General features: G+C 39.9%; 15 protein-coding genes. 7 read left to right on the top strand and 8 right to left on the bottom strand.

What is annotated here, in order from left to right; all coding sequences use genetic code 11:
- Positions 1-156: 156 nt before the first annotated feature.
- From N6H06_RS19365 to N6H06_RS19380, 4 genes are all read left to right on the top strand, one after another.
- Positions 157-1158 carry a metal-binding protein ZinT gene (locus tag N6H06_RS19365; protein ID WP_263707759.1) on the top strand — a complete coding sequence of 334 codons (1002 nt, stop codon included), beginning with the start codon at positions 157-159 and terminating at the stop codon, positions 1156-1158.
- A 72-nt stretch (positions 1159-1230) separates the two neighbouring features.
- Complete coding sequence (locus N6H06_RS19370; RefSeq protein WP_263707760.1) at positions 1231-2823, top strand: metal ABC transporter solute-binding protein, Zn/Mn family; 1593 nt, start codon at positions 1231-1233, stop codon at positions 2821-2823.
- A gap of 106 nt (positions 2824-2929) precedes the next feature.
- Positions 2930-3637, top strand: a complete 708-nt coding sequence (locus tag N6H06_RS19375; RefSeq protein ID WP_062750171.1) for a metal ABC transporter ATP-binding protein — start codon at positions 2930-2932, stop codon at positions 3635-3637.
- On the top strand, positions 3583-4413 hold the full coding sequence (locus N6H06_RS19380) for a metal ABC transporter permease (protein ID WP_062750172.1): 831 nt from the start codon (positions 3583-3585) through the stop codon (positions 4411-4413). Before N6H06_RS19375 ends, N6H06_RS19380 begins: the two co-directional genes overlap by 55 nt.
- Before the next feature lie 209 nt (positions 4414-4622).
- On the opposite strand, the gene N6H06_RS19385 is transcribed toward N6H06_RS19380, so the two are convergent.
- Positions 4623-5885, bottom strand: a complete 1263-nt coding sequence (locus tag N6H06_RS19385) for an MFS transporter (protein ID WP_238583371.1) — start codon at positions 5883-5885, stop codon at positions 4623-4625.
- 268 nt (positions 5886-6153) lie between these two features.
- Entirely contained in the window at positions 6154-7200 is a 1047-nt protein-coding gene (locus N6H06_RS19390; RefSeq protein ID WP_213029451.1) for a saccharopine dehydrogenase family protein, read from the bottom strand.
- A 226-nt stretch (positions 7201-7426) separates the two neighbouring features.
- Here N6H06_RS19390 and N6H06_RS19395 point away from each other — a divergent pair, with 226 nt between their 5' ends.
- Positions 7427-8482 carry a helix-turn-helix transcriptional regulator gene (locus N6H06_RS19395; RefSeq protein WP_213029452.1) on the top strand — a complete coding sequence of 352 codons (1056 nt, stop codon included), beginning with the start codon at positions 7427-7429 and terminating at the stop codon, positions 8480-8482.
- A 422-nt stretch (positions 8483-8904) separates the two neighbouring features.
- On the opposite strand, the gene gucD is transcribed toward N6H06_RS19395, so the two are convergent.
- The 4 genes from gucD to N6H06_RS19415 all read right to left on the bottom strand — a co-directional run bounded on the left by gucD (position 8905) and on the right by N6H06_RS19415 (position 13262).
- A complete protein-coding gene (gucD, locus tag N6H06_RS19400) occupies positions 8905-10374 on the bottom strand; it encodes an alpha-ketoglutaric semialdehyde dehydrogenase GucD (RefSeq protein ID WP_062750175.1) in 1470 nt (489 codons plus the stop codon).
- Between the two features lie 50 nt (positions 10375-10424).
- Complete coding sequence (locus N6H06_RS19405; protein WP_062750176.1) at positions 10425-11330, bottom strand: dihydrodipicolinate synthase family protein; 906 nt, start codon at positions 11328-11330, stop codon at positions 10425-10427.
- 23 nt (positions 11331-11353) lie between these two features.
- Positions 11354-12226 (bottom strand): fumarylacetoacetate hydrolase family protein, encoded by an 873-nt coding sequence (locus N6H06_RS19410; RefSeq protein ID WP_213029454.1) that lies wholly within the window; start codon positions 12224-12226, stop codon positions 11354-11356.
- Between the two features lie 259 nt (positions 12227-12485).
- Positions 12486-13262, bottom strand: a complete 777-nt coding sequence (locus tag N6H06_RS19415) for an IclR family transcriptional regulator (protein WP_062750178.1) — start codon at positions 13260-13262, stop codon at positions 12486-12488.
- Positions 13263-13795: 533 nt separating this feature from the next.
- Here N6H06_RS19415 and N6H06_RS19420 point away from each other — a divergent pair.
- Complete coding sequence (locus tag N6H06_RS19420) at positions 13796-15778, top strand: YjhG/YagF family D-xylonate dehydratase (RefSeq protein WP_263707761.1); 1983 nt, start codon at positions 13796-13798, stop codon at positions 15776-15778.
- Between the two features lie 173 nt (positions 15779-15951).
- Positions 15952-17394: a GntP family permease gene (locus N6H06_RS19425; RefSeq protein WP_263707762.1), complete on the top strand. Its 1443-nt coding sequence runs from the start codon at positions 15952-15954 to the stop codon at positions 17392-17394.
- Positions 17395-17577: 183 nt separating this feature from the next.
- On the opposite strand, the gene N6H06_RS19430 is transcribed toward N6H06_RS19425, so the two are convergent.
- Together N6H06_RS19430 and N6H06_RS19435 are read right to left on the bottom strand one after the other, a co-directional pair.
- Positions 17578-18357: a glycosyltransferase gene (locus tag N6H06_RS19430; protein WP_263707763.1), complete on the bottom strand. Its 780-nt coding sequence runs from the start codon at positions 18355-18357 to the stop codon at positions 17578-17580.
- Between the two features lie 101 nt (positions 18358-18458).
- The gene (locus N6H06_RS19435; protein WP_263707764.1) at positions 18459-18776 is read right to left on the bottom strand and encodes a PH domain-containing protein; all 318 of its coding nucleotides are present in this window, start codon (positions 18774-18776) and stop codon (positions 18459-18461) included.
- Positions 18777-18798: the final 22 nt, after the last annotated feature.

Consider the following 18798-nt stretch of genomic DNA (forward strand, 5'->3'; position numbering starts at 1 on the left):
CCGATCCCCCCCTTTATGGATACAGATGACCACAAACCGATTATTATTCGATCGAATGAAATAAACTTCTTGACGGAATAGCGGAATTAGTGTTAGCTTGTAACAAAACGTAATCATTTCGATTTACATATCGCCTTAAAGGAGAGGAAGAAAAAAATGAAAAGACTGCTTATTAGCTTATCAAGTTTATTAGTACTAAGTACTTATTTAACAGCATGTCAAGGAACAAAAGATGAGGAGCAAGTGAACGGAATAGAAGAAGGGGAATCAGAAGTACATACAGATGAGGGTCATGCCCACGGTGATACGAACGATTTTGAGGCTCCAGAAAGTATAAAAATCGAAGGGGTTGCTGATCACTATCATACGGGCGATGCGATTGAGCTAACCGCAGTACTGGATGAAGAAACAGAATATGATCATTGGCACTGGTATAGCAGAGAAAGTGCAGATGAGGAATGGGAAGGCGTTTCAGGACAGGAAACGGACACATTTACAGGAGAAGCAACAATCGATGGCTTAGAAATAAAAGCTGTTTTATTCGATCATGACCATGAGCCTCATGTTCAATCTGCACCAGTCAAAGTGGTGATTGATGATCATCATGGACATGATGAAGAAAGCCGCCAAATCTATCAAGGCTACTTTGAAGATAGTCAGGTTGAAGACCGTGAATTGTCTGATTGGGAAGGAGATTGGCAATCGGTTTATCCTTATCTTTTATCTGGAGATCTAGATGAAGTGTTTGAACATAAGGCAGAAGATGGAGATATGACAGAAGAAGAGTACAAACAGTATTACACGGTAGGATATGAAACAGATGTTGATCGTATCATCATTGAAGACAATACCGTCACTTTCTTTGAAAATGACAACGAGTATTCAGGAGAGTACGAATCAGATGGTTACGAGATTCTTACCTATGAAGCAGGTAATAGAGGCGTACGATTTATCTTTAAATTAGTTGATGGATCAGATGAAATGCCTCCATACATTCAGTTTAGTGATCACAATATCTTTCCAGTAGATTCCCATCATTTTCACTTATATTGGGGAGATGACCGTGAGGCCCTATTGGAGGAAGTTACAAATTGGCCAACGTACTATCCTTCTGAATTAGACAAAGATGGGATCGTACGTGATATGTTGGCACATTAATCTCTGTCGCAAAGATTCATTTAAGAGAATATAGCTGAGGTCTGATCATTCGTACAGTGAGGAGAATATAGGATGAAAGCCAATCGGTTCGTTACCATTTTGTTTAGTTCCATTATGTGTACCACTCTTATGGGCTGTAACCAAAATGAAGACGAAAACACTGCAAGTGAGAAGTTATCCGTTGTAACATCGTTTTACCCAATGTATGAATTTGCTCAACAAGTCGCAGGGGATCGTGCAGACGTATCACTAATGGTTTCTGCAGAAGAAGATGCCCATCATTATGAACCAAGTGCCCAAGATGTAGCGGCTGTTAATGAAGCAGAAGTATTTGTCTATAGTAGTGAAGAAATGGAACATTGGGTTGAAAGTCTATTTAACACAGTAGAGAACAATGATCTGGTCATCGCTCGTACAGCAGATGGTGTTGATTTAGTGGATACTAGTGGATCAGGTCATTCTCATGGCCACGATCAACATGGAAACGAGGAAAAACAAGAAGCCGCTGGAAAGATAAACATTCAAGGTGTTGCCGACCATTATCATACTGGCAACATGATTGAATTAACGGCGGAATTAGATGAAGAAGTAGACTATGATCATTGGCACTGGTATACAAGAGAAAGTGCGGATGAGGAATGGGTAACTGTTCCCAATCAAGGAGGACCTGAATTCAACTATGAGGCATCAGGAGATAGCTTTGAGGTCCGGGCAGTCCTTTTTGATGATAGTCACAATGAATACGCAGAGTCAGAACCAGTAGAAATTGTCATTGATGATCACGGCCACGGCCACGACCACGGCCAGGAAGAGGAACATGAGCATGAGGAGGAACATGGTCAACATCAGGAGCATGGAAGTGATAGCGCAATTGAAATTGTTGGATTGGCGGATCACTATCATACAGGAGATGTCGTTACACTCGTTGCTCAGCTTGAAGAAGAGGTAGACTACGATCATTGGCACTGGTACACACGTATGAGTGAAGATGATGAATGGGAAGCTGTATCTGGACAAGGAACCGATCACTTTGAGTATGAAACAACTGGAGAAAGCTTCGAAGTACGGGCAGTCCTTTTTGATGACGATCATAATACGTATGCAGAATCAGAGCCAGTATCGGTCATCATTGATGATCATGAATCACACGATCCACATATTTGGCTAGACCCCGTATTGGCACAAGAGCAAGTTAACGTCATTCGCGATGCCCTGATTGAGGCAGATCCAGACGGACAAGCGATTTATGAGGAAAATGCAGAAGCCTTTAATAAAGAGCTTCAAGCATTACATGAGGACTATCAAGCTGCGCTTGAAGATGCAGAAAGCCGCGTGTTTGTCGTCCAACACCAAGCCTTTGGATACCTTGCGCAACGTTATCAGTTAGAACAAGTAGCGATTGGCGGTTTATCTACAGAAGTTGAACCGAGTCCATCGCGTATTGCTGAAATTGGAAACCTCGTGGAAGAACATGATGTGCCAGTTATTTATTATCAACAAGGAGCCAATTCAGCCATTGCCGAAACGGTCGCTACTGAAACAGAGACAGAGACAGCCGTCTTGTATGACTTAGAAGTACTATCTGAAGAGCTTCAAGCAGAGGATCTAGGATACGTGGATGCCATGCGGCAAAACTTGGAAGCTTTACAGTTAAGCATCCAATAACGGGCATGATTAAACGATTGTAGATAGGAAACAACGAAACGTATAGATCGTATTCTTAAACGATAAGTAGAAAGAATACGATCTATAATAGAAAGGTCGTTTCATTATGCATTATATTGAAGTAAAAAATCTCGCCTTTCAGTATGAAAACGAACCGGTGTTGGAAAATATTTCATTTGAAGTAGATGCAGAGGATTTTGTGATGCTAACCGGAGAAAATGGTGCCGCAAAGACGACTTTGTTGCGCAATATTTTAGGTTTGTTGAAACCGTCAAAAGGTAGCGTCCGAATTTCACCAAAAAATCGTTTTGGCGAGAAGCTCATGATTGGATATGTTTCACAGCAGGTTGCCTCCTTTAACGCTGGATTTCCGAGTACTGTGCTTGAACTTGTGCAATCTGGCCGCTATCAAAGAGGCAAATGGTTTAAACGATTAGATAAAGATGACAAAGAGCATGTGCGGCGCTCACTAGAATCAGTGGGAATGTGGGACATGCGCCATAAAAAGATAGGAGAATTATCTGGCGGGCAAAAACAGCGGATTTCCATTGCCCGTGTATTTGCAACAGACCCTGATTTGTTTGTGCTAGATGAACCTACAACTGGAATGGACGTGAATTCTAGAGAAGAATTCTATAAATTGTTAAAACACAATTGCCGTGAACATGGGAAAGCGATTTTAATGGTTACCCATGATCATGAAGAAATCCGTCATTATGCTGACAAACATATTGAGCTAGTCAGGAAGGAGGACTCTCCATGGAGATGTTTTTCCATGGATTCATGCAAAGAGCTTTCCAAGCCTCACTCCTAATCTCATTCATTGCACCATTGTTAGGCTTGTTTTTAATATTACGTAGACAGTCTCTAATGGCGGATACTCTATCACATGTATCCTTAGCGGGTGTAGCACTAGGTTTGCTAATCGGCGTCAATCCAACGTGGACCAATCTTTTAGTCGTTGCGGTAATTGCCATCATGCTTGAATATTTACGTGTGGTGTATCGCACGTATTCGGAAATTTCGATTGCGATTTTAATGTCAGTCGGCATGGCTCTAGCCCTATTCCTCATGGGGTTAAATGATGGTGGAGCTACTTTAAGCATGAACCAATTTTTATTTGGCTCCATTGTCACCATTAGTAAGCAGCAAGTATGGATGTTGTTCATCCTAACGATTATGATTAGTCTCCTCTATTTCGTTTTCCGAAAACCTATGTATATTTTGACATTTGATGAGGAAATTGCCTTCACCGCTGGTTTGCCTATCAAAACGATGTCTATTTTGTTTAACGTGTTAACAGGGGTAACGATTGCAATCATTATGCCGATAGTCGGCGCTTTACTCGTTTCAGCCATTATCGTCTTACCTGCTGCGATTTCAATGCGGTTAAGCAAAAGCTTTAATGGTGTTATTTTCATTGGAATCGTGATTGCCTTAATTGGCATGTTGAGTGGTCTAGTCGCTTCGTATGAATTAGGTACACCTCCAGGAGCTTCTATCATATTAATCTTCATGATCCTTTTTGCTGCGACTGCACTGATTAAACATATCTTGCGTCACACTAAATTAGAGAAACGCTTTAAATAGAAGTGATGACAAAAATCGCAACGTTTGTAAACATGTTGCGATTTTTTCATGACTGTTTTACCACGACAGTGCCATCTTGCTTCAGGTCTTGTCTTTTTGGTTCAAACCTAGATTAATACACGAAATGAAGGCAACCTAGTAATACATTCAGCCAACATTCTTAATCCTCCCCTATATGAAGTTCATTTTTCGGGAAACGTTTACCTCTCTTAACATTTATTTTTTTGCGACCAAATCATGAAAATAACAAGTAACAGGGCTAAAACACCTCCTACTAACGATAAAGCTTCGTAACTAGAACCAGCAACCACCATGCCTGCTAATGCACTGCCAGAAGCTCCGGATAAAGCTATAAAAACATCGACGGTTCCTTGTGTCTTAGCACGTGTTGATGGTTCAGTTGAATCAATAATTAGAGCTGTGCCACTAATCAGGCCAAAATTCCACCCTATCCCAAGAAAGGAAAGAGCAATAATGAGAAGAATGATGGAATCGCCTGGTGCAATTGACGCTAAAACACCAGAAAGTAGTAATGTAACGCCAGAAGCAATCGCCATATTAACTCGACCCACTTTATCAACAAGGATTCCTGTAACAAGAGAAGGGAGATACATAGAACCAATATGAAAACCAATAACAAGCCCAATAGTCTTTAAACTGTGACCGTGATCTTCCATATGAATAGGCGTCATGATCATAATTGCAACCATTACGATTTGGGTAAGTATCATGATGATAGCGGCAGTAGCAACTCCCTTTTTATTTAATTGAGTCTCTTTCAGGAGCTTATTAGGTTTAATAAGTCGCCTATTTTCATTTATCTTTAACGCTATAATAAATGGATCAGGACGTAAAAATACAAATAAAAACAGACCTGCTACTACAAATGCTACTGCCGATAAAATAAAAGGTCCTGCTAATTCTGGAACTCCGATAGAAAGAGCAAAATTTCCCATCACATTTACTAAGTTTGGGCCTGCAACTGCTCCAAATGTTGTAGAAACCATCGCTATACTTACAGCAGTTCCTCGCTGCTTATTAGTTGCTAGGTCAGTTCCAGCATAACGAGCTTGTAAATTGGTTGCGGTGCCTGCACCATAAATGAATAAGGACGCAAATAATAAAAATATATTATGGATAAGAGCTGCAATGACAACACCTGCTGCTCCAAGCCCTCCAGCTATAAATCCTATCGTAAGTCCCGTGCGCCTTCCAAAATGATTAGAAAGTCTCCCTACCGTTAATGCTGCTCCAGCTGAGCCTAACGTAAATAAAGCTGCTGGAATACCAGCATATGCATTGGTTCCAAGCATTTCTTCTGCAAGCAATGCACCTACTGTCAATCCAGCGGCTAATCCTGCCCCTCCAAATACTTGTGAAATAACTACTATAATTAAGATTCGTTTATATAATCGTTTTTGTTTCTTCGGATTGTCTATATAACTTTCTATTACCTTCCTTTTTTTATCCAAAATATCAATCTCCTTTTATTCAATCTAATTCCACTATTATATTTAATTAATTCTATTTATAATGAATATTCAAAATAAATAATGTTCATTTTGTTTATTCATCCATGTTGATCTCCATCATTTCTTTTTTGGAAAAAATCGTTATATCTAGTTTAAAAAAGCTTATAGTAACCTTCCACACTGTAGACAGCGCTCGCATACTCCGAGGTTTGTCAAGCGTTTTCTCTCAGTCTGGTCGAGGTTATCGACTTGGCGACAACCTCAGAGTTTATTTCTTTATAAGCTTTATATCTCCCTTATCAAGGCAAAATAGATCATCTATATGATAGATGCCATAAGGTAACGGTGAATGAATTAGTTGTTTAACAACTAGTGATGTTATAGAAGCTGTCGTCATTGCTTCACTGTTTGCATACCATATCTCGTGTATTTCATTTATCAGATTGTTTTCGCTATTCGTAGCTTCTACTTTTATTGCACAAATATCTGAACTTGACGGAACACGGCAGAAGCTTTGAATCATTTTAATCACCACACGCTTTGCCCAGGAATACTTAAGGAGTGCCGTAAATCTCAACCTATGGACTATCGCTAGTATCCGATTAACCCACTCTACATCAAATGTAAGATAGGTTTGCACCTCGCTGCGGGGTAGCTTTCGTTGAAGAATATGTTGGTCCGAAAAATTAAACAAATAGCTAGTTCTTTTCCCTAATCGGTTAAAATACGTCATTCTTTTTCCTGAAAAATTTCTAACCGTTTGTGTAACACCGTTCTTTTTAACGTTGTAAGATTGATTTATCTGTTCAAGCAACCATTGAATTGCCCCGACTCCATGTTCTTCTCCTAAACCCAATAAAATAGATATGTGTAATTCCTCAATCGATTCCATACGATCTATAAGATGTTTAGCAAGTAAATTAGAAAGACCTGGAGCAAAGCCTACGCTCATTATAACGGTGGACTGTTGGGCCAAAGGGTTGAGCTGCTCGATTTGCTTATGAAAAGCAAAATTAGCTGTTATATCAATATAATGGATATGATGCTCTAAGCAGTACTGAACCAAAGCTGTATTCTGCTGATCCATGCACATGATCACTAAATCTGCAAGCAAGATTGCTTCATAACTTTTTGGTTTTCGTATATCTATTTCCACAGGATGGGCACTGGAACCAAGTTGCCGACAGTAAAATTCAGCTTTTTCTAACCGCCTTCCGGCAATCAAGATTCGTAAGTCTGTTGATTGTGTTAACTGCTTGGCAATATTTCCACCTACTTCACCATAACCACCGATAATCATAACTGAATTGATCATGCTTTTCTCTCCTTTTTTGCTAATATTGTATTGCCTCTTTTGTTCGATAATCGCAGAAACAAAAACGAGCCCTCTATAACTGCACTCAATACATTCAGTACACCTTTCTCCATCAACATTCCCTTCATTTTTAACGTTCTCCCTGCTATAATTTATAATGATAATTATTATCAATTATAAAATACTGGCTTATAGACACTATCCCATGAATAAGGGGGGGACTCAGTTGCAGTGCTCTATTGATTACTGGAAAGAAAAGTCAAACAACATTTGGAATAGATATACGGATTCTTATCTATATAGAAAAAGTATGATTCTACGTTTAAAACAGCAAGTTTCCTTCGATGCGTATTGTTGTACAGTAGTCAATCCGATGACACTAACTACGGTTGGAGCAATAACAGAATGCTCTCTCGAACCTATTCATCAAGATTTATTAACTTCTGAGTATCTTGAAGACGATGTACATTTATACCGAGAGTTAGTGGAAAAATCTGTTAAAACAGCTAGATTAAGTGATACCTTTGGCAAACAGGAAAGTAGACGTTTTACTGACATTTTAAAGCCACACCAATTCTCAGATGAAATGCGAGTAGCTTTAATGGATAAGGGGAAATGCTACGGGTTTTTAACATTATTTAAAAGAGAAGAGAGTACACATTTCACTGATAAAGAAGCATTACTATTAGAAGGGTTGTCCCCAATAATGGGAAAAGCATTAAGGGATTATTTTTTTATGGAATCAGAACAAAGTTCCCAATCCCTTCATACTGATCCTGGCGTAATTATTGTAGATCGACATTTGTCATTACAGTCAATGAATGAAGCAGGTAAAAGATATATGACCTTGTTGCAAGAATTCGAACGTTCTGAGGATCCAGGTAGTCTTCCTAAACCTATTCAAGCTATATGCTTTAAGCTTTTATCCCAGAAAGATAGAAACTTAACACTCTTTATTCCTGTAGCAGATAAAATCCAATTCGTAGCATCCGCTTCCTTTTTGCAAACGGATAGTTCAAAGAAAAATGTTGCAATTGCTATTACAATAAACAAAGCTTCTGCCAAAGAAATGCTGGAACATTTAATGGAAACATATGCTTTAACAGCCCGAGAGAAACAAGTGGTGAAAGCTTGCCTGCCAGGACATACCACAAAAGAAATAGCAAACAAACTTAACATTTCCTATTATACGGTTCAAGATTATTTTAAAAATATTTTTTATAAGGTAGGCGTGACTACTAGAAATGAACTAGTTTGGAAACTGTTTGCGAAATATCAATAAAATTAAGTTATCATCGCTTCCCCCACATTTGATCACGCCTCTTCTGATTATGATTATTTTTAAATGTCCTTTCATCTGACTAGAGCAGAAATCACTCGTCCATCTGCTTTTGAAGCTCGCTATGGAGAATGATAGGTGAGACTAGCAGCGCTGATCATAGGACGAAAATGGACGTGATCCATCTCGCAGAATCTATCCAGTGACTGCCATGGGCGCGATTTTGAAAATCCCACGTAGCACGTTTTATTATGAAGGCACCCAAGGACTTGTATCAACGTACACAGCTTCCTCAACTTTGCGTAAGAGTTCATTGTCAAACTATATCTGTTGTGAAAAAGATGAAACGGCTTAAGCTCTGGAATTCAGAGCTCAAGCCGTTTACATGTTGATCATTTTGACTGCCTATTTGGACAGAGGTTCACTCAATTTCTAATCAAAACGGTTTTAATCGCCGTATAAAATTCTTTGGCAGCTTCCCCTTGTTCACGTGTTCCCGTACTTGAAGCTTTCATCCCGCCAAATGGCGCCTGTAATTCGACACCGGCACTTTCTGCGTTAACACGGACTAATCCAGCTTCGATATCATCAATGAAAGACAGGGCTGAGCCAATATTGGATGTGTACAAGGAAGCACTTAACCCGAATTCGGTGTCATTTGCGATATCAATTGCTTCTTCGACACTTTTTACTTTAATGAGAGCAATGACTGGTCCAAATATTTCTTCCTGGGCAATACGCATTGTAGAAGTCACATCTTCAAATATCGCTGGCTCGACGTAGAAGCCATTAGCGTATTCCTTTTCAGTTAAACGTTGCCCACCAAATAGAAGTGTGGCGCCTTCTTCTTGTCCGATTTGAATGTACTCTAAAACGGTATTTAATTGGCTTTCACTGGCGCACGGCCCCATCCAAATGGTTGAATTCATTCCATCGCCGATCGTGATCTTTTTCGTTTCCTCTAAAAGGAGGTTTTTCAGCTCTTCGTAAATCCCTTCTTGTACAATGACACGACTCGTTGCCGTACATTTTTGCCCTGTTGATTTGAAGGCACCGCTTAAAATTCCTTGCACAGCGCTTTGGAGATCAGCGTCATCTAGAACAATGACCGGATTTTTCCCACCCATTTCTAGTTGGTATTTTACGCCATTAGCACTCGCTGCTTTTGCGACTAGCTTACCAGTGGACTCAGATCCAGTAAACGTAATCCCGTTTAATTTCTTGCTATTTATAAGGGCATCGCCAACAATGGAGCCTTTTCCGGTAATAAAGTTCAATACACCTTTAGGAAGACCGGCATGTTCAAAACATCTGACAACTTTAGCGGCTGTGACCGCACTTTCAGAAGCTGGCTTAAAGACCACTGTATTTCCGTAAACCAATGCCGGGGCAATTTTCCATATAGGGATTGCCACCGGAAAGTTCCAAGGGGTAATGATGCCAACTACGCCCAGGGGTGTCCGCTTCGTAAACATTAGCGCCTCTTTATCAGAAGCTGGAATCACTTCCCCCTCTTTTCTCATCCCTTCCGCTGCATAATACCGTAATATCGCAATACCACGTTGAGTTTCACCAATTGCTTCAGGTAACGTTTTTCCCATTTCTTTTGTTAACGTTTCGGCAATGTCATCAACGTTTTTTTCTAACTCATTAGCGACACTAGCTAATAGTTGGCCCCGTTGATATGGCCCGATTTTACGCCAGCCGACTTTCGCTTCAGTGGCCGATTGAATCGCTTCTTCCACTTCTTCAGTTGTAGACGACTGAATTCGGCCAATCGTTTCATTTTGGTTTGCTGGATTCACACTGTCCATTACTTGTCCGCTCGTACTGTCTTTCCATTCGCCATTCAAATAATTTTGAAATACTTCTACTGTTTGTGTAAATTTGGCCACTTATATGCACCCCTGTCTGATGTCATTTAACTTACTCGAATCCCAATCAATCAGTCTTCTTTCAATTTACGATTGATGTTATGGACGATTCTTTCTACTTCTGACCTTGTATTGGCGTTAATTAAATGAAAAGGTTTCTTATGATAGACGTGTTCACCGTTAAACCATCTATAGGAAACCGCCTCTTTCATCGTTGAAAAGAATGAGTGATTTATATCATATAGTTGCATAGCTTCAGCTATGAGATTTTGGTAATGATTTACTGCTTCGAAATGTTGATGTTCCATCGCTTTCTTTAGCTTGACGGAGATTTCCGGGAATACGACAGCTGTACTATTAATACTTCCATTGGTGCCGATCATCATACCAGGTAATAAATGATCATCAAAACCTGTTAAAATGACAAATTCAGTGTTTTTAGGTCTAACGTTTTCAATTAATTTTCTGTATCTGCCTATATCACTAACCGTTTCTTTTATTCCTTTTAAATTGTCATGTCTTTCTAGTAACGGAGGAATGATGTTTACTGGAATCTCTTGTGATGAAAGCATCGGCACATTATAGAGATAGGCATCCATTTTAATGGATTGAATAATTTCGCTGAAATAATCGATCAGTTGTGCTTCACTTAATGGCCAATAAAAGGGATTAACAATTAAAACTGCATCCGCTCCTGCTTTTTCAGCTTTTATCGCTAAATCTACCGCCTCTTCAACAACATTGCTTCCGACATTTACCATACACTTAACCCGCTTGTTGATATATGGGATGACATGATGGATATAATCGATCTTTTGTTGGTGCGTCATTGAAGTGAACTCACCGCTACTCCCTAATAAGAGAAATCCATCTACCTCTTTTTCAATCAGAATATCGATTAGTCGGAAATTCTTTTCTTTATCTACTGAGCCATTTTCATCAAAAAACGTAACAAGCGGAGGAATGATGCCTTGCAACAACGTAATCACCTCAGACTGCTTTATTTTTGAAAGGAACCGACATGATTCTTTAATGTTCCGATGTGTGTAGAGCTAATCTCCATCACATCACCTACCGCTAATGTGAAATCGTTATCGGGAACAATACACGTGCCCGTCAATAAGACCGTTCCAGGTACGATGTCATTGTCGCGTATTAGAAACTCTACTAATTCCTCTAGTTTTCTTTTTAATTGACTCACACTTGCAGACCCCTGGAAAACAACCTCTTTCTCCCTGCTAATCGTACACATAATCGAAAGCTCATATGGATTTTCAATACCAGTTGGCATAAGAATGGCTGGACCAATGGAACAAGATTTTTTCCACACTTTCGCCTGTGGTAAATATAAAGGATTTTCCCCCTCAATATCTCTGCAACTCATATCATTCCCTAATGTATAACCAATGATCTCTTCCCCTTCGCCAATAACCAAGCCCAGTTCAGGTTCAGGAATTTGCCAGTTTGAATCACTTCGGATCAATAACTCTTTATTTGGACCTTGGGTGCGACGTGCAGTCGATTTCAAAAAGATTTCAGGGCGCTCAGCGTTGTACACTTTATCGTAAAACGTTAATACATCGAGCTTTCCATTCGTAGCTTCGTAATTTCGGGCCTCTCTGCTTTTCATGTATGTTACTCCTGAAGCCCATACCTCATCTGCCTCTATTGGGATCTCCAAGGCCGTTTCTTCAATTGATACCGGAGCCAGGCTGTTCTCTTTGATATACATTTCTGCGGTTTTCGCGTTTTCTTTAAGATAATAATAAAAATTCACATAGTTATCGAAAGGGACGACATACATTTCAGAAAATGTCTGTCCAATCGCAGAATGGACAATATGCTCTTGATCTTTAAATCGAATGAATTTCATATAGAGTTAGTCTCCTTTTTGATTGTTTAGCCGATTTTCAAATCACAGCATGATAACGCATTCATTTTTTTAGTCGCTATCTCCAACGTTTCTCATCAGCTTTATGATAAACTATTAAAATCTCTTTACGTTGGCAGAATGACATTCCATCCACTTGCATAGTTAAAAATCGCTAATCCTTCTTAAAGCTGTTTTCTTTCAATCCAAGAAAATGGTCTTGAACCAAAACCATTCTTCTTGGATTGCTCACAAACTCTTTCTATTGAGGTTCCACCGGCTTTAAAAACCCTGCATGAAGAGAAATTCTCTTGGCCAAGTCTACAATCTCCTGTTCTGCTTCTTTTTGTTTCTTTTCCCAACTTGTTGTTAGCATGGTTACACTAACAGCTGCAATGACTTCATCCTCTTGATTCTTTACTGGGGCAGCAATACAGAAGAAATTTTCTACGGCTTCTTGATATTCCTTGATATAGCCCTGTTCATCTAGTAGGGCGATTTGTGCCCATAGCTCCTCTAATGTTTTGATGGTGTATGGCGTTTTAGCCTCAAGCCTTCTTCCCTCATACAAGTCCTTCATTTGGTTAAACGTATATTTGGAAAGGAGAACTTTTCCCATCGCGGTTGCATGAGCAGGAAATTTCATTCCTGGATCAGTGGCGACCCTTACTGGGGAACTCCCCTCTTTCTTTGCCAAATATAAAATATCGACACCATCCAAAATCGAAAGCTGAACCGTTTCATCTAAATTATTGACAGTGGTCGCAGCCTCCTCCGAAAACGTGCCAATTAAATCAAATTGACTCGAGTATAAAGCACTAAAAACACCAAATCTCATTCCAAGGGAATACGTATCATCCTTCCCTTTCTTCACCCAACCGAGCGTTTCGAGTGTATTTAGTAATGAATAAAGCGAGCTTTTATTAATTTTTAATTCATTGGAGAGATCAATTAACCGATATTGATTGGGCCGATAGGCAATAAGATTTAAAATGTTATCTGCCCTCCCAATCGCGGGAACCCAATATTTTTTCTCCATAGCGACAAACCCTTCTATTTTGTTTAATATAATAAACTCAGTTTTCTTATTAAAACCTAACATGATCATTTCAAGTAGTCAATATCGTATTTTTATTTACATTCAATTGTCCATTCAAGTCGGTTCAATGAGATAGGCGGCACTGTTCATATAGCCATTCATCTTTACGTTCACGTTTTTTTAATAAAAAAAAAACATATTTCCAACTCATAAATTGTATGATATCATCAAAATAGTTTAATAAAAAAAACTAGGTTTTTTATATAAAACCAAAATAACAGCGTTACTAGCTGCATGAGATGAATGGAGCCATCTAACCAGCATGAACAAGCAAAAAACACCTAGTTGAGCAAAACTTTAAGGGGGTGAATTTCCAATTAAGTTGAAAGCGCTTTATTGAAATTCAGCTTATAGGTGATTCTCGAAGCAATGATAAGACGTTTACAAGGGAAGTTTGGCTTAATGAACGAGCAATAAAAATGTTTAGCTTTCATTTCGTTGAAAGGAATAATCTCAATCATGGAGGAAAACATATGTCCTTGCATTTAATATTTGGCGATGAGGATGTCTCTCTTTACAACATTCAGACTCATGCAAAAGGAGCAGATGGCTCACTCCCCCTTACATCCGAGATGTTGTTACATTCACCAAGTGGCGACCTTTTTGGACTATCTCAAAACGTTGGCATGGGATGGGCGCCTTCCCGTCTCCTTGGAAAACAAATTCTAATCCTAGGCACCCAAGGTGGAATCAGGCATGAAAATGGCGCTCCGATTGCCTTAGGCTATCACACTGGCCACTGGGAAATAGGCCTGCTAATGAAGGAAGCGGCGGAAGAGATTCGCAGACAAGGAGGCGTTCCTTTTGCCGGATTCGTTAGTGACCCATGTGATGGCCGTTCCCAAGGAACGACTGGCATGTTTGATTCCCTGCCGTTTCGAAACGACGCAGCAATTGTTTATCGAAGGTTAATTCGCTCGTTGCCAACGCGCCGTGCCGTTATTGGCGTAGCGACATGCGATAAAGGCCTTCCGGCAATGATGGTCGCTTTAGCGTCCATGCATGACTTACCAACTATTATTGTCCCAGGAGGTGTCACGCTTCCGCCTACAAACGGTGAAGACGCAGGAAAAATTCAAACGATTGGAGCAAGATACGCAAATAACGAAATAACGTTACAAGAAGCTGCCGATCTCGGGTGCCGTGCTTGTGCGACACCGGGAGGAGGATGCCAATTCCTTGGAACAGCTGGCACCTCTCAAGTCGTTGCCGAAGCCATGGGTATCGCGTTGCCTCACTCGGCACTGGCGCCATCTGGTCAGCCGATCTGGATGGAAATGGCGAGACAATCAGCGCGTGCGGCATTAGAGATGGAGAAAAAAGGGCTATCAACTAAAGATATTCTGACGGATAAAGCGATCGAAAATGCGATGGTGGTTCACGCGGCTTTTGGCGGGTCAACCAATTTACTCCTTCATATCCCAGCCATTGCCCACGCCGCTAATTGCAAGATACCAACTGTGGAGGACTGGACAAGAATCAATAAAAAAATCCCTCGCCTCGTTGATGTCCTCCCAAATGGTCCTGTTGGTCACACAACCGTTAAGGTATTCCTAGCAGGGGGTGTTCCTGAGGTTATGCTTCATTTAAGAAAATTAGGCGTACTGCATGAAGATGTACGAACGGTAACAGGAGAAACTCTTGGTGCAAACCTTGATTGGTGGGAAAACTCCGCAAGACGTGCTCTGATGAAAAAACAGTTGCTCGATACAGATGGGATTGATCCTGACGATATTATCATGGATCCAATCAAAGCGAGAGAAAGAGGCCTGACTTCTACTGTTACATTCCCGAAAGGAAATATTGCTCCTGAAGGCTCTGTCATTAAATCGACTTCTATTGATCCTTCAGTGGTAGGAGAAGACGGAATCTATAGACATACTGGGAAAGCGAAAGTTTTTACTTCAGAAAAGGCTGCTATAAAGGCAATTAAACATGGAAGCATTGAAGCAGGAGACATCATGGTTGTGATGGGCGGCGGTCCTTCAGGAACTGGGATGGAGGAAACCTACCAACTAACATCGGCATTAAAACATTTGTCCTATGGAAAACATGTCTCCTTGATTACAGATGCCCGTTTTTCAGGTGTTTCTACTGGCGCATGCATTGGACATATCGGACCTGAGGCATTGGCAGGCGGACCAATTGGAAAACTACGCGATGGAGATATGATTGAAATCATGGTTGACCGCAATCAGTTAGTGGGTTCTGTCAATTTCATTGGAACGGAAAATGAACGGCTTTCTTTGGCCGATGCAAGTAAAGTACTGAAAGAACGTGCCCTTCATCCAGACCTTCAACCGAATCCAGATCTGCCAGACGACACTCGCTTATGGGCTGCGCTTCAATCCGTCAGTGGAGGAACTTGGCGCGGAAATATTTACGATACAGATCGAATCATTGAAGTTCTAAAAGCCGGCGTAAAAGCGTTAGAGGAAGAACAAATAAACGTCTAAATGGCACACATGTTAAATTGTGTGTAAGATTTTCCCCCATTGTTTTATAAATGGGGGATTTATTGAAAGCGTTTTCTGTGTATAGCGTTCTTCAATGAACGGCGCATTCAGATAGTAAACAATCCAAGTATGTTGAGATCACACGAATACTTATTCATTTTTGGAGGTTTAGGATGCCATTATTTATCGTAGCAGTTGGAATTGTCTTGTTACTCATTTTGATTACTGGGTTCAAGTTAAATACATTTGTTTCATTAATTATTGTCGCTTTTATCGTAGCGTTGGCATTAGGAATGCCTCTCGAAAATGTGGTGTCCTCCATTGAAGGTGGATTAGGAGGTACACTTGGCCATATCGCGTTAATATTTGGACTCGGTGCTATGCTTGGCAGGTTAATTGCAGACGCAGGGGGAGCCCAGCGTATCGCCATGACGTTAATTAACAAGTTCGGAGAAAAGAGAATTCAGTGGGCTGTTGTCGTTGCTTCGTTCATTGTAGGCATTGCCCTATTTTTTGAGGTCGGCTTAGTATTATTAATTCCGATTGTATTTTCGATTGCAAAAGAACTAAGAATTTCTATTTTATACTTAGGCATTCCCATGGCCGCCGCTTTATTAGCAACTCATAGTTTTTTACCGCCGCACCCAGGACCAACCGTAATAGCCGGCGAATATGGGGCTGATCTGGGAGTCGTTTTACTCTACGGGATTATGATTGCCATACCCACTGTCATTATAGCAGGCCCTCTCTTTACTAAGGTTGCCAAAAAAATTGTACCGGATGCATTTAACAAAACAGGGAATATAGACTCTTTAGGAGAACAAAAAACATTCAAACTCGAACAGACGCCTGGCTTTGGTATTAGTGTCTTAACTGCGATGTTCCCTGTTTTATTAATGGCTATTTCTACAATAGTCGATCTAGTCCAGAACTCAGTAGGGTTTGACGATCATCCAATCATAGCGATCATTCGCCTTATCGGAAACCCTTCGTCTGCCATGTTACTATCTTTATTGCTTGCCTTTTATACAATGGGGATAGCAAGAAAGATTCCAATCAAACAAGTGATGGATTCGTGTGCATCATCGATTGCAGCGATTGGGATGATGCTATTAATTATTGGAGGCGGAGGCGCCTTTAAACAAGTGCTCATTGATGGCGGTGTCGGAGATTATGTAGCCGAACTATTTAAAGAAACGTCTATGTCCCCTCTTTTATTTGCTTGGCTCGTAGCTGCCATCTTGCGTATATCTTTAGGTTCAGCCACCGTTGCGGCTATATCGACTGCTGGATTAGTTGTGCCAATGCTAGCCCAATACGATGTCAATTTAGCCTTGGTCACTCTTGCAACTGGAGCAGGCAGCTCGATTTGCTCCCATGTGAATGATGCCGGATTTTGGATGATCAAAGAATACTTTGGGTTAAGCATGAAAGAAACATTTTCAACATGGACGATCCTATCGACGATCACTTCTGTCGTTGGATTAGGGTTTATTTTATTATTAGATACATCCTTAATCGTCGCAGGAGTGGCCATCGTTCTTATTAGCGTAACAGCCATATACTTCAGTACCGTTACGCCAATAAAGGATAAAAGAAACGCGTTAGGGGCATAGAGTCATAGACTCGTGCTCCCTATTTCAATTCGGAAGCTGCCCACTAAAATACTCCACCATTCAGAATCCAATTAGTACTGCCGTTTCCCAGTTCTATACGAAGAAACTGGCGACAACCGCATTCCTTCAAAATCATGGGGCGCCTCATCTCCATGAAAAAGTGAGTTTACACTCAGATAGTCTCTAAATAAGGAGTTTCAACGGAAGCTTTTGCTCAATCTTCTGAAGTGATTTTAGAAGCGTTTTTTCAAAATACTTATACGAAATAAGTTCACTAATATTAAGACTTTGATGATTACTAATGTATCTCTTTTCATCATAAATTCTTTTTAAGATATTTTCTAATTGGTCTGATACATAGTAGAATTTATCTTCTTCTGAAAAATACTGCGATGCTTCAACTAACTTGGAATTAGGGATAATAGTATAAACACCAATCAAAGCAGCCTCTAAAGGAGTTATTCCTAAAGTTTCATACCTGGAAGAACACACAAAGGTCGCTTTATTGCGACATAATTTAAACAAACTATACAATTCATTTTGAGGCAGGGTTTCGATAACAAGAAAATACTCTTTTAAATGATCAGGTATTAAATTTGTTAAGGCTATTCTGTTTTCCTCTTTCTCTTTTGGATCACCGGCTATTAAAACTTTAAGAGGCACACCATCTTCCAGGATTTTCACAGATACTTTAATTAAAAAATCGAAATTTTTGAAGTAATCGACCCTCGCGGCAGTCGATATTAAAAGCATTTCATCTTTCTTCGTTGCAATAAATTGCAAAATTTCATCACGTAAAATTATGTCTTTTACGTTCGGTAAAGAGACAGGAGGGATAATCCTAAAAATATTTCTCTGGTCAAATCCATTTTTCGTAATATAATTTTTTTGAAGTTCCGAATGTTGCAATACATATATATTTTCTTTTTGTTTAAGAGCTGTCAAGCCCTCTTTTTGAAGCATAGATCAGGGTTTTCATTTACACAAAACTCTTAACGCTCCCGTCATCATATACCAACTATATAATTACTGGTATTTGAGGTATATCTATTGCCTTTCGTTTATTAAATTAAACCACAAATTTCCTTCAGAAAACGTTCAATATCCCCATAATTTATCCATTTTGCAGTAATTACGATATCGCTGTTAAATGTAAACGATAAATGTTGTACATTTACAATATCATTGTAATTATAAATCTCAGTATTTTCCCAACCAAAAGGGTATCTAGTATACCAAATTAGGCGTTCATTAGTTGCAAAGATTTCTCCAAATTTATATTCAATCCCCATTTCTCCCTGTACCTCGAAGCTTCCCCTTACCTTATCAATAATGTGCTCTCCAGGAAGCAATATTGATTCCCATTTTTTTATTCCCTTCATTCCCTTCATCTCCTTAATATGA

Origin of the sequence: Shouchella tritolerans, from assembly GCF_025770735.1 — a bacterium.
In the GTDB taxonomy this organism is placed as follows: Bacteria; Bacillota; Bacilli; order Bacillales; family Bacillaceae_D; genus Shouchella; species Shouchella tritolerans.

Excerpts from the sequence above, each read along its gene's own strand:
- N6H06_RS19365 (WP_263707759.1), top strand. The coding sequence starts at position 157 with ATGAAAAGACTGCTTATTAGCTTATCAAGTTTATTAGTACTAAGTACT.
- N6H06_RS19370 (WP_263707760.1), top strand. The coding sequence starts at position 1,231 with ATGAAAGCCAATCGGTTCGTTACCATTTTGTTTAGTTCCATTATGTGT.
- N6H06_RS19375 (WP_062750171.1), top strand. The coding sequence starts at position 2,930 with ATGCATTATATTGAAGTAAAAAATCTCGCCTTTCAGTATGAAAACGAA.
- N6H06_RS19380 (WP_062750172.1), top strand. The coding sequence starts at position 3,583 with ATGGAGATGTTTTTCCATGGATTCATGCAAAGAGCTTTCCAAGCCTCA.
- N6H06_RS19390 (WP_213029451.1), bottom strand. The coding sequence starts at position 7,200 with ATGATCAATTCAGTTATGATTATCGGTGGTTATGGTGAAGTAGGTGGA.
- N6H06_RS19410 (WP_213029454.1), bottom strand. The coding sequence starts at position 12,226 with ATGAAATTCATTCGATTTAAAGATCAAGAGCATATTGTCCATTCTGCG.
- N6H06_RS19415 (WP_062750178.1), bottom strand. The coding sequence starts at position 13,262 with ATGGAGAAAAAATATTGGGTTCCCGCGATTGGGAGGGCAGATAACATT.
- N6H06_RS19420 (WP_263707761.1), top strand. The coding sequence starts at position 13,796 with ATGTCCTTGCATTTAATATTTGGCGATGAGGATGTCTCTCTTTACAAC.
- N6H06_RS19425 (WP_263707762.1), top strand. The coding sequence starts at position 15,952 with ATGCCATTATTTATCGTAGCAGTTGGAATTGTCTTGTTACTCATTTTG.
- N6H06_RS19430 (WP_263707763.1), bottom strand. The coding sequence starts at position 18,357 with ATGCTTCAAAAAGAGGGCTTGACAGCTCTTAAACAAAAAGAAAATATA.
- N6H06_RS19435 (WP_263707764.1), bottom strand. The coding sequence starts at position 18,776 with ATGAAGGGAATAAAAAAATGGGAATCAATATTGCTTCCTGGAGAGCAC.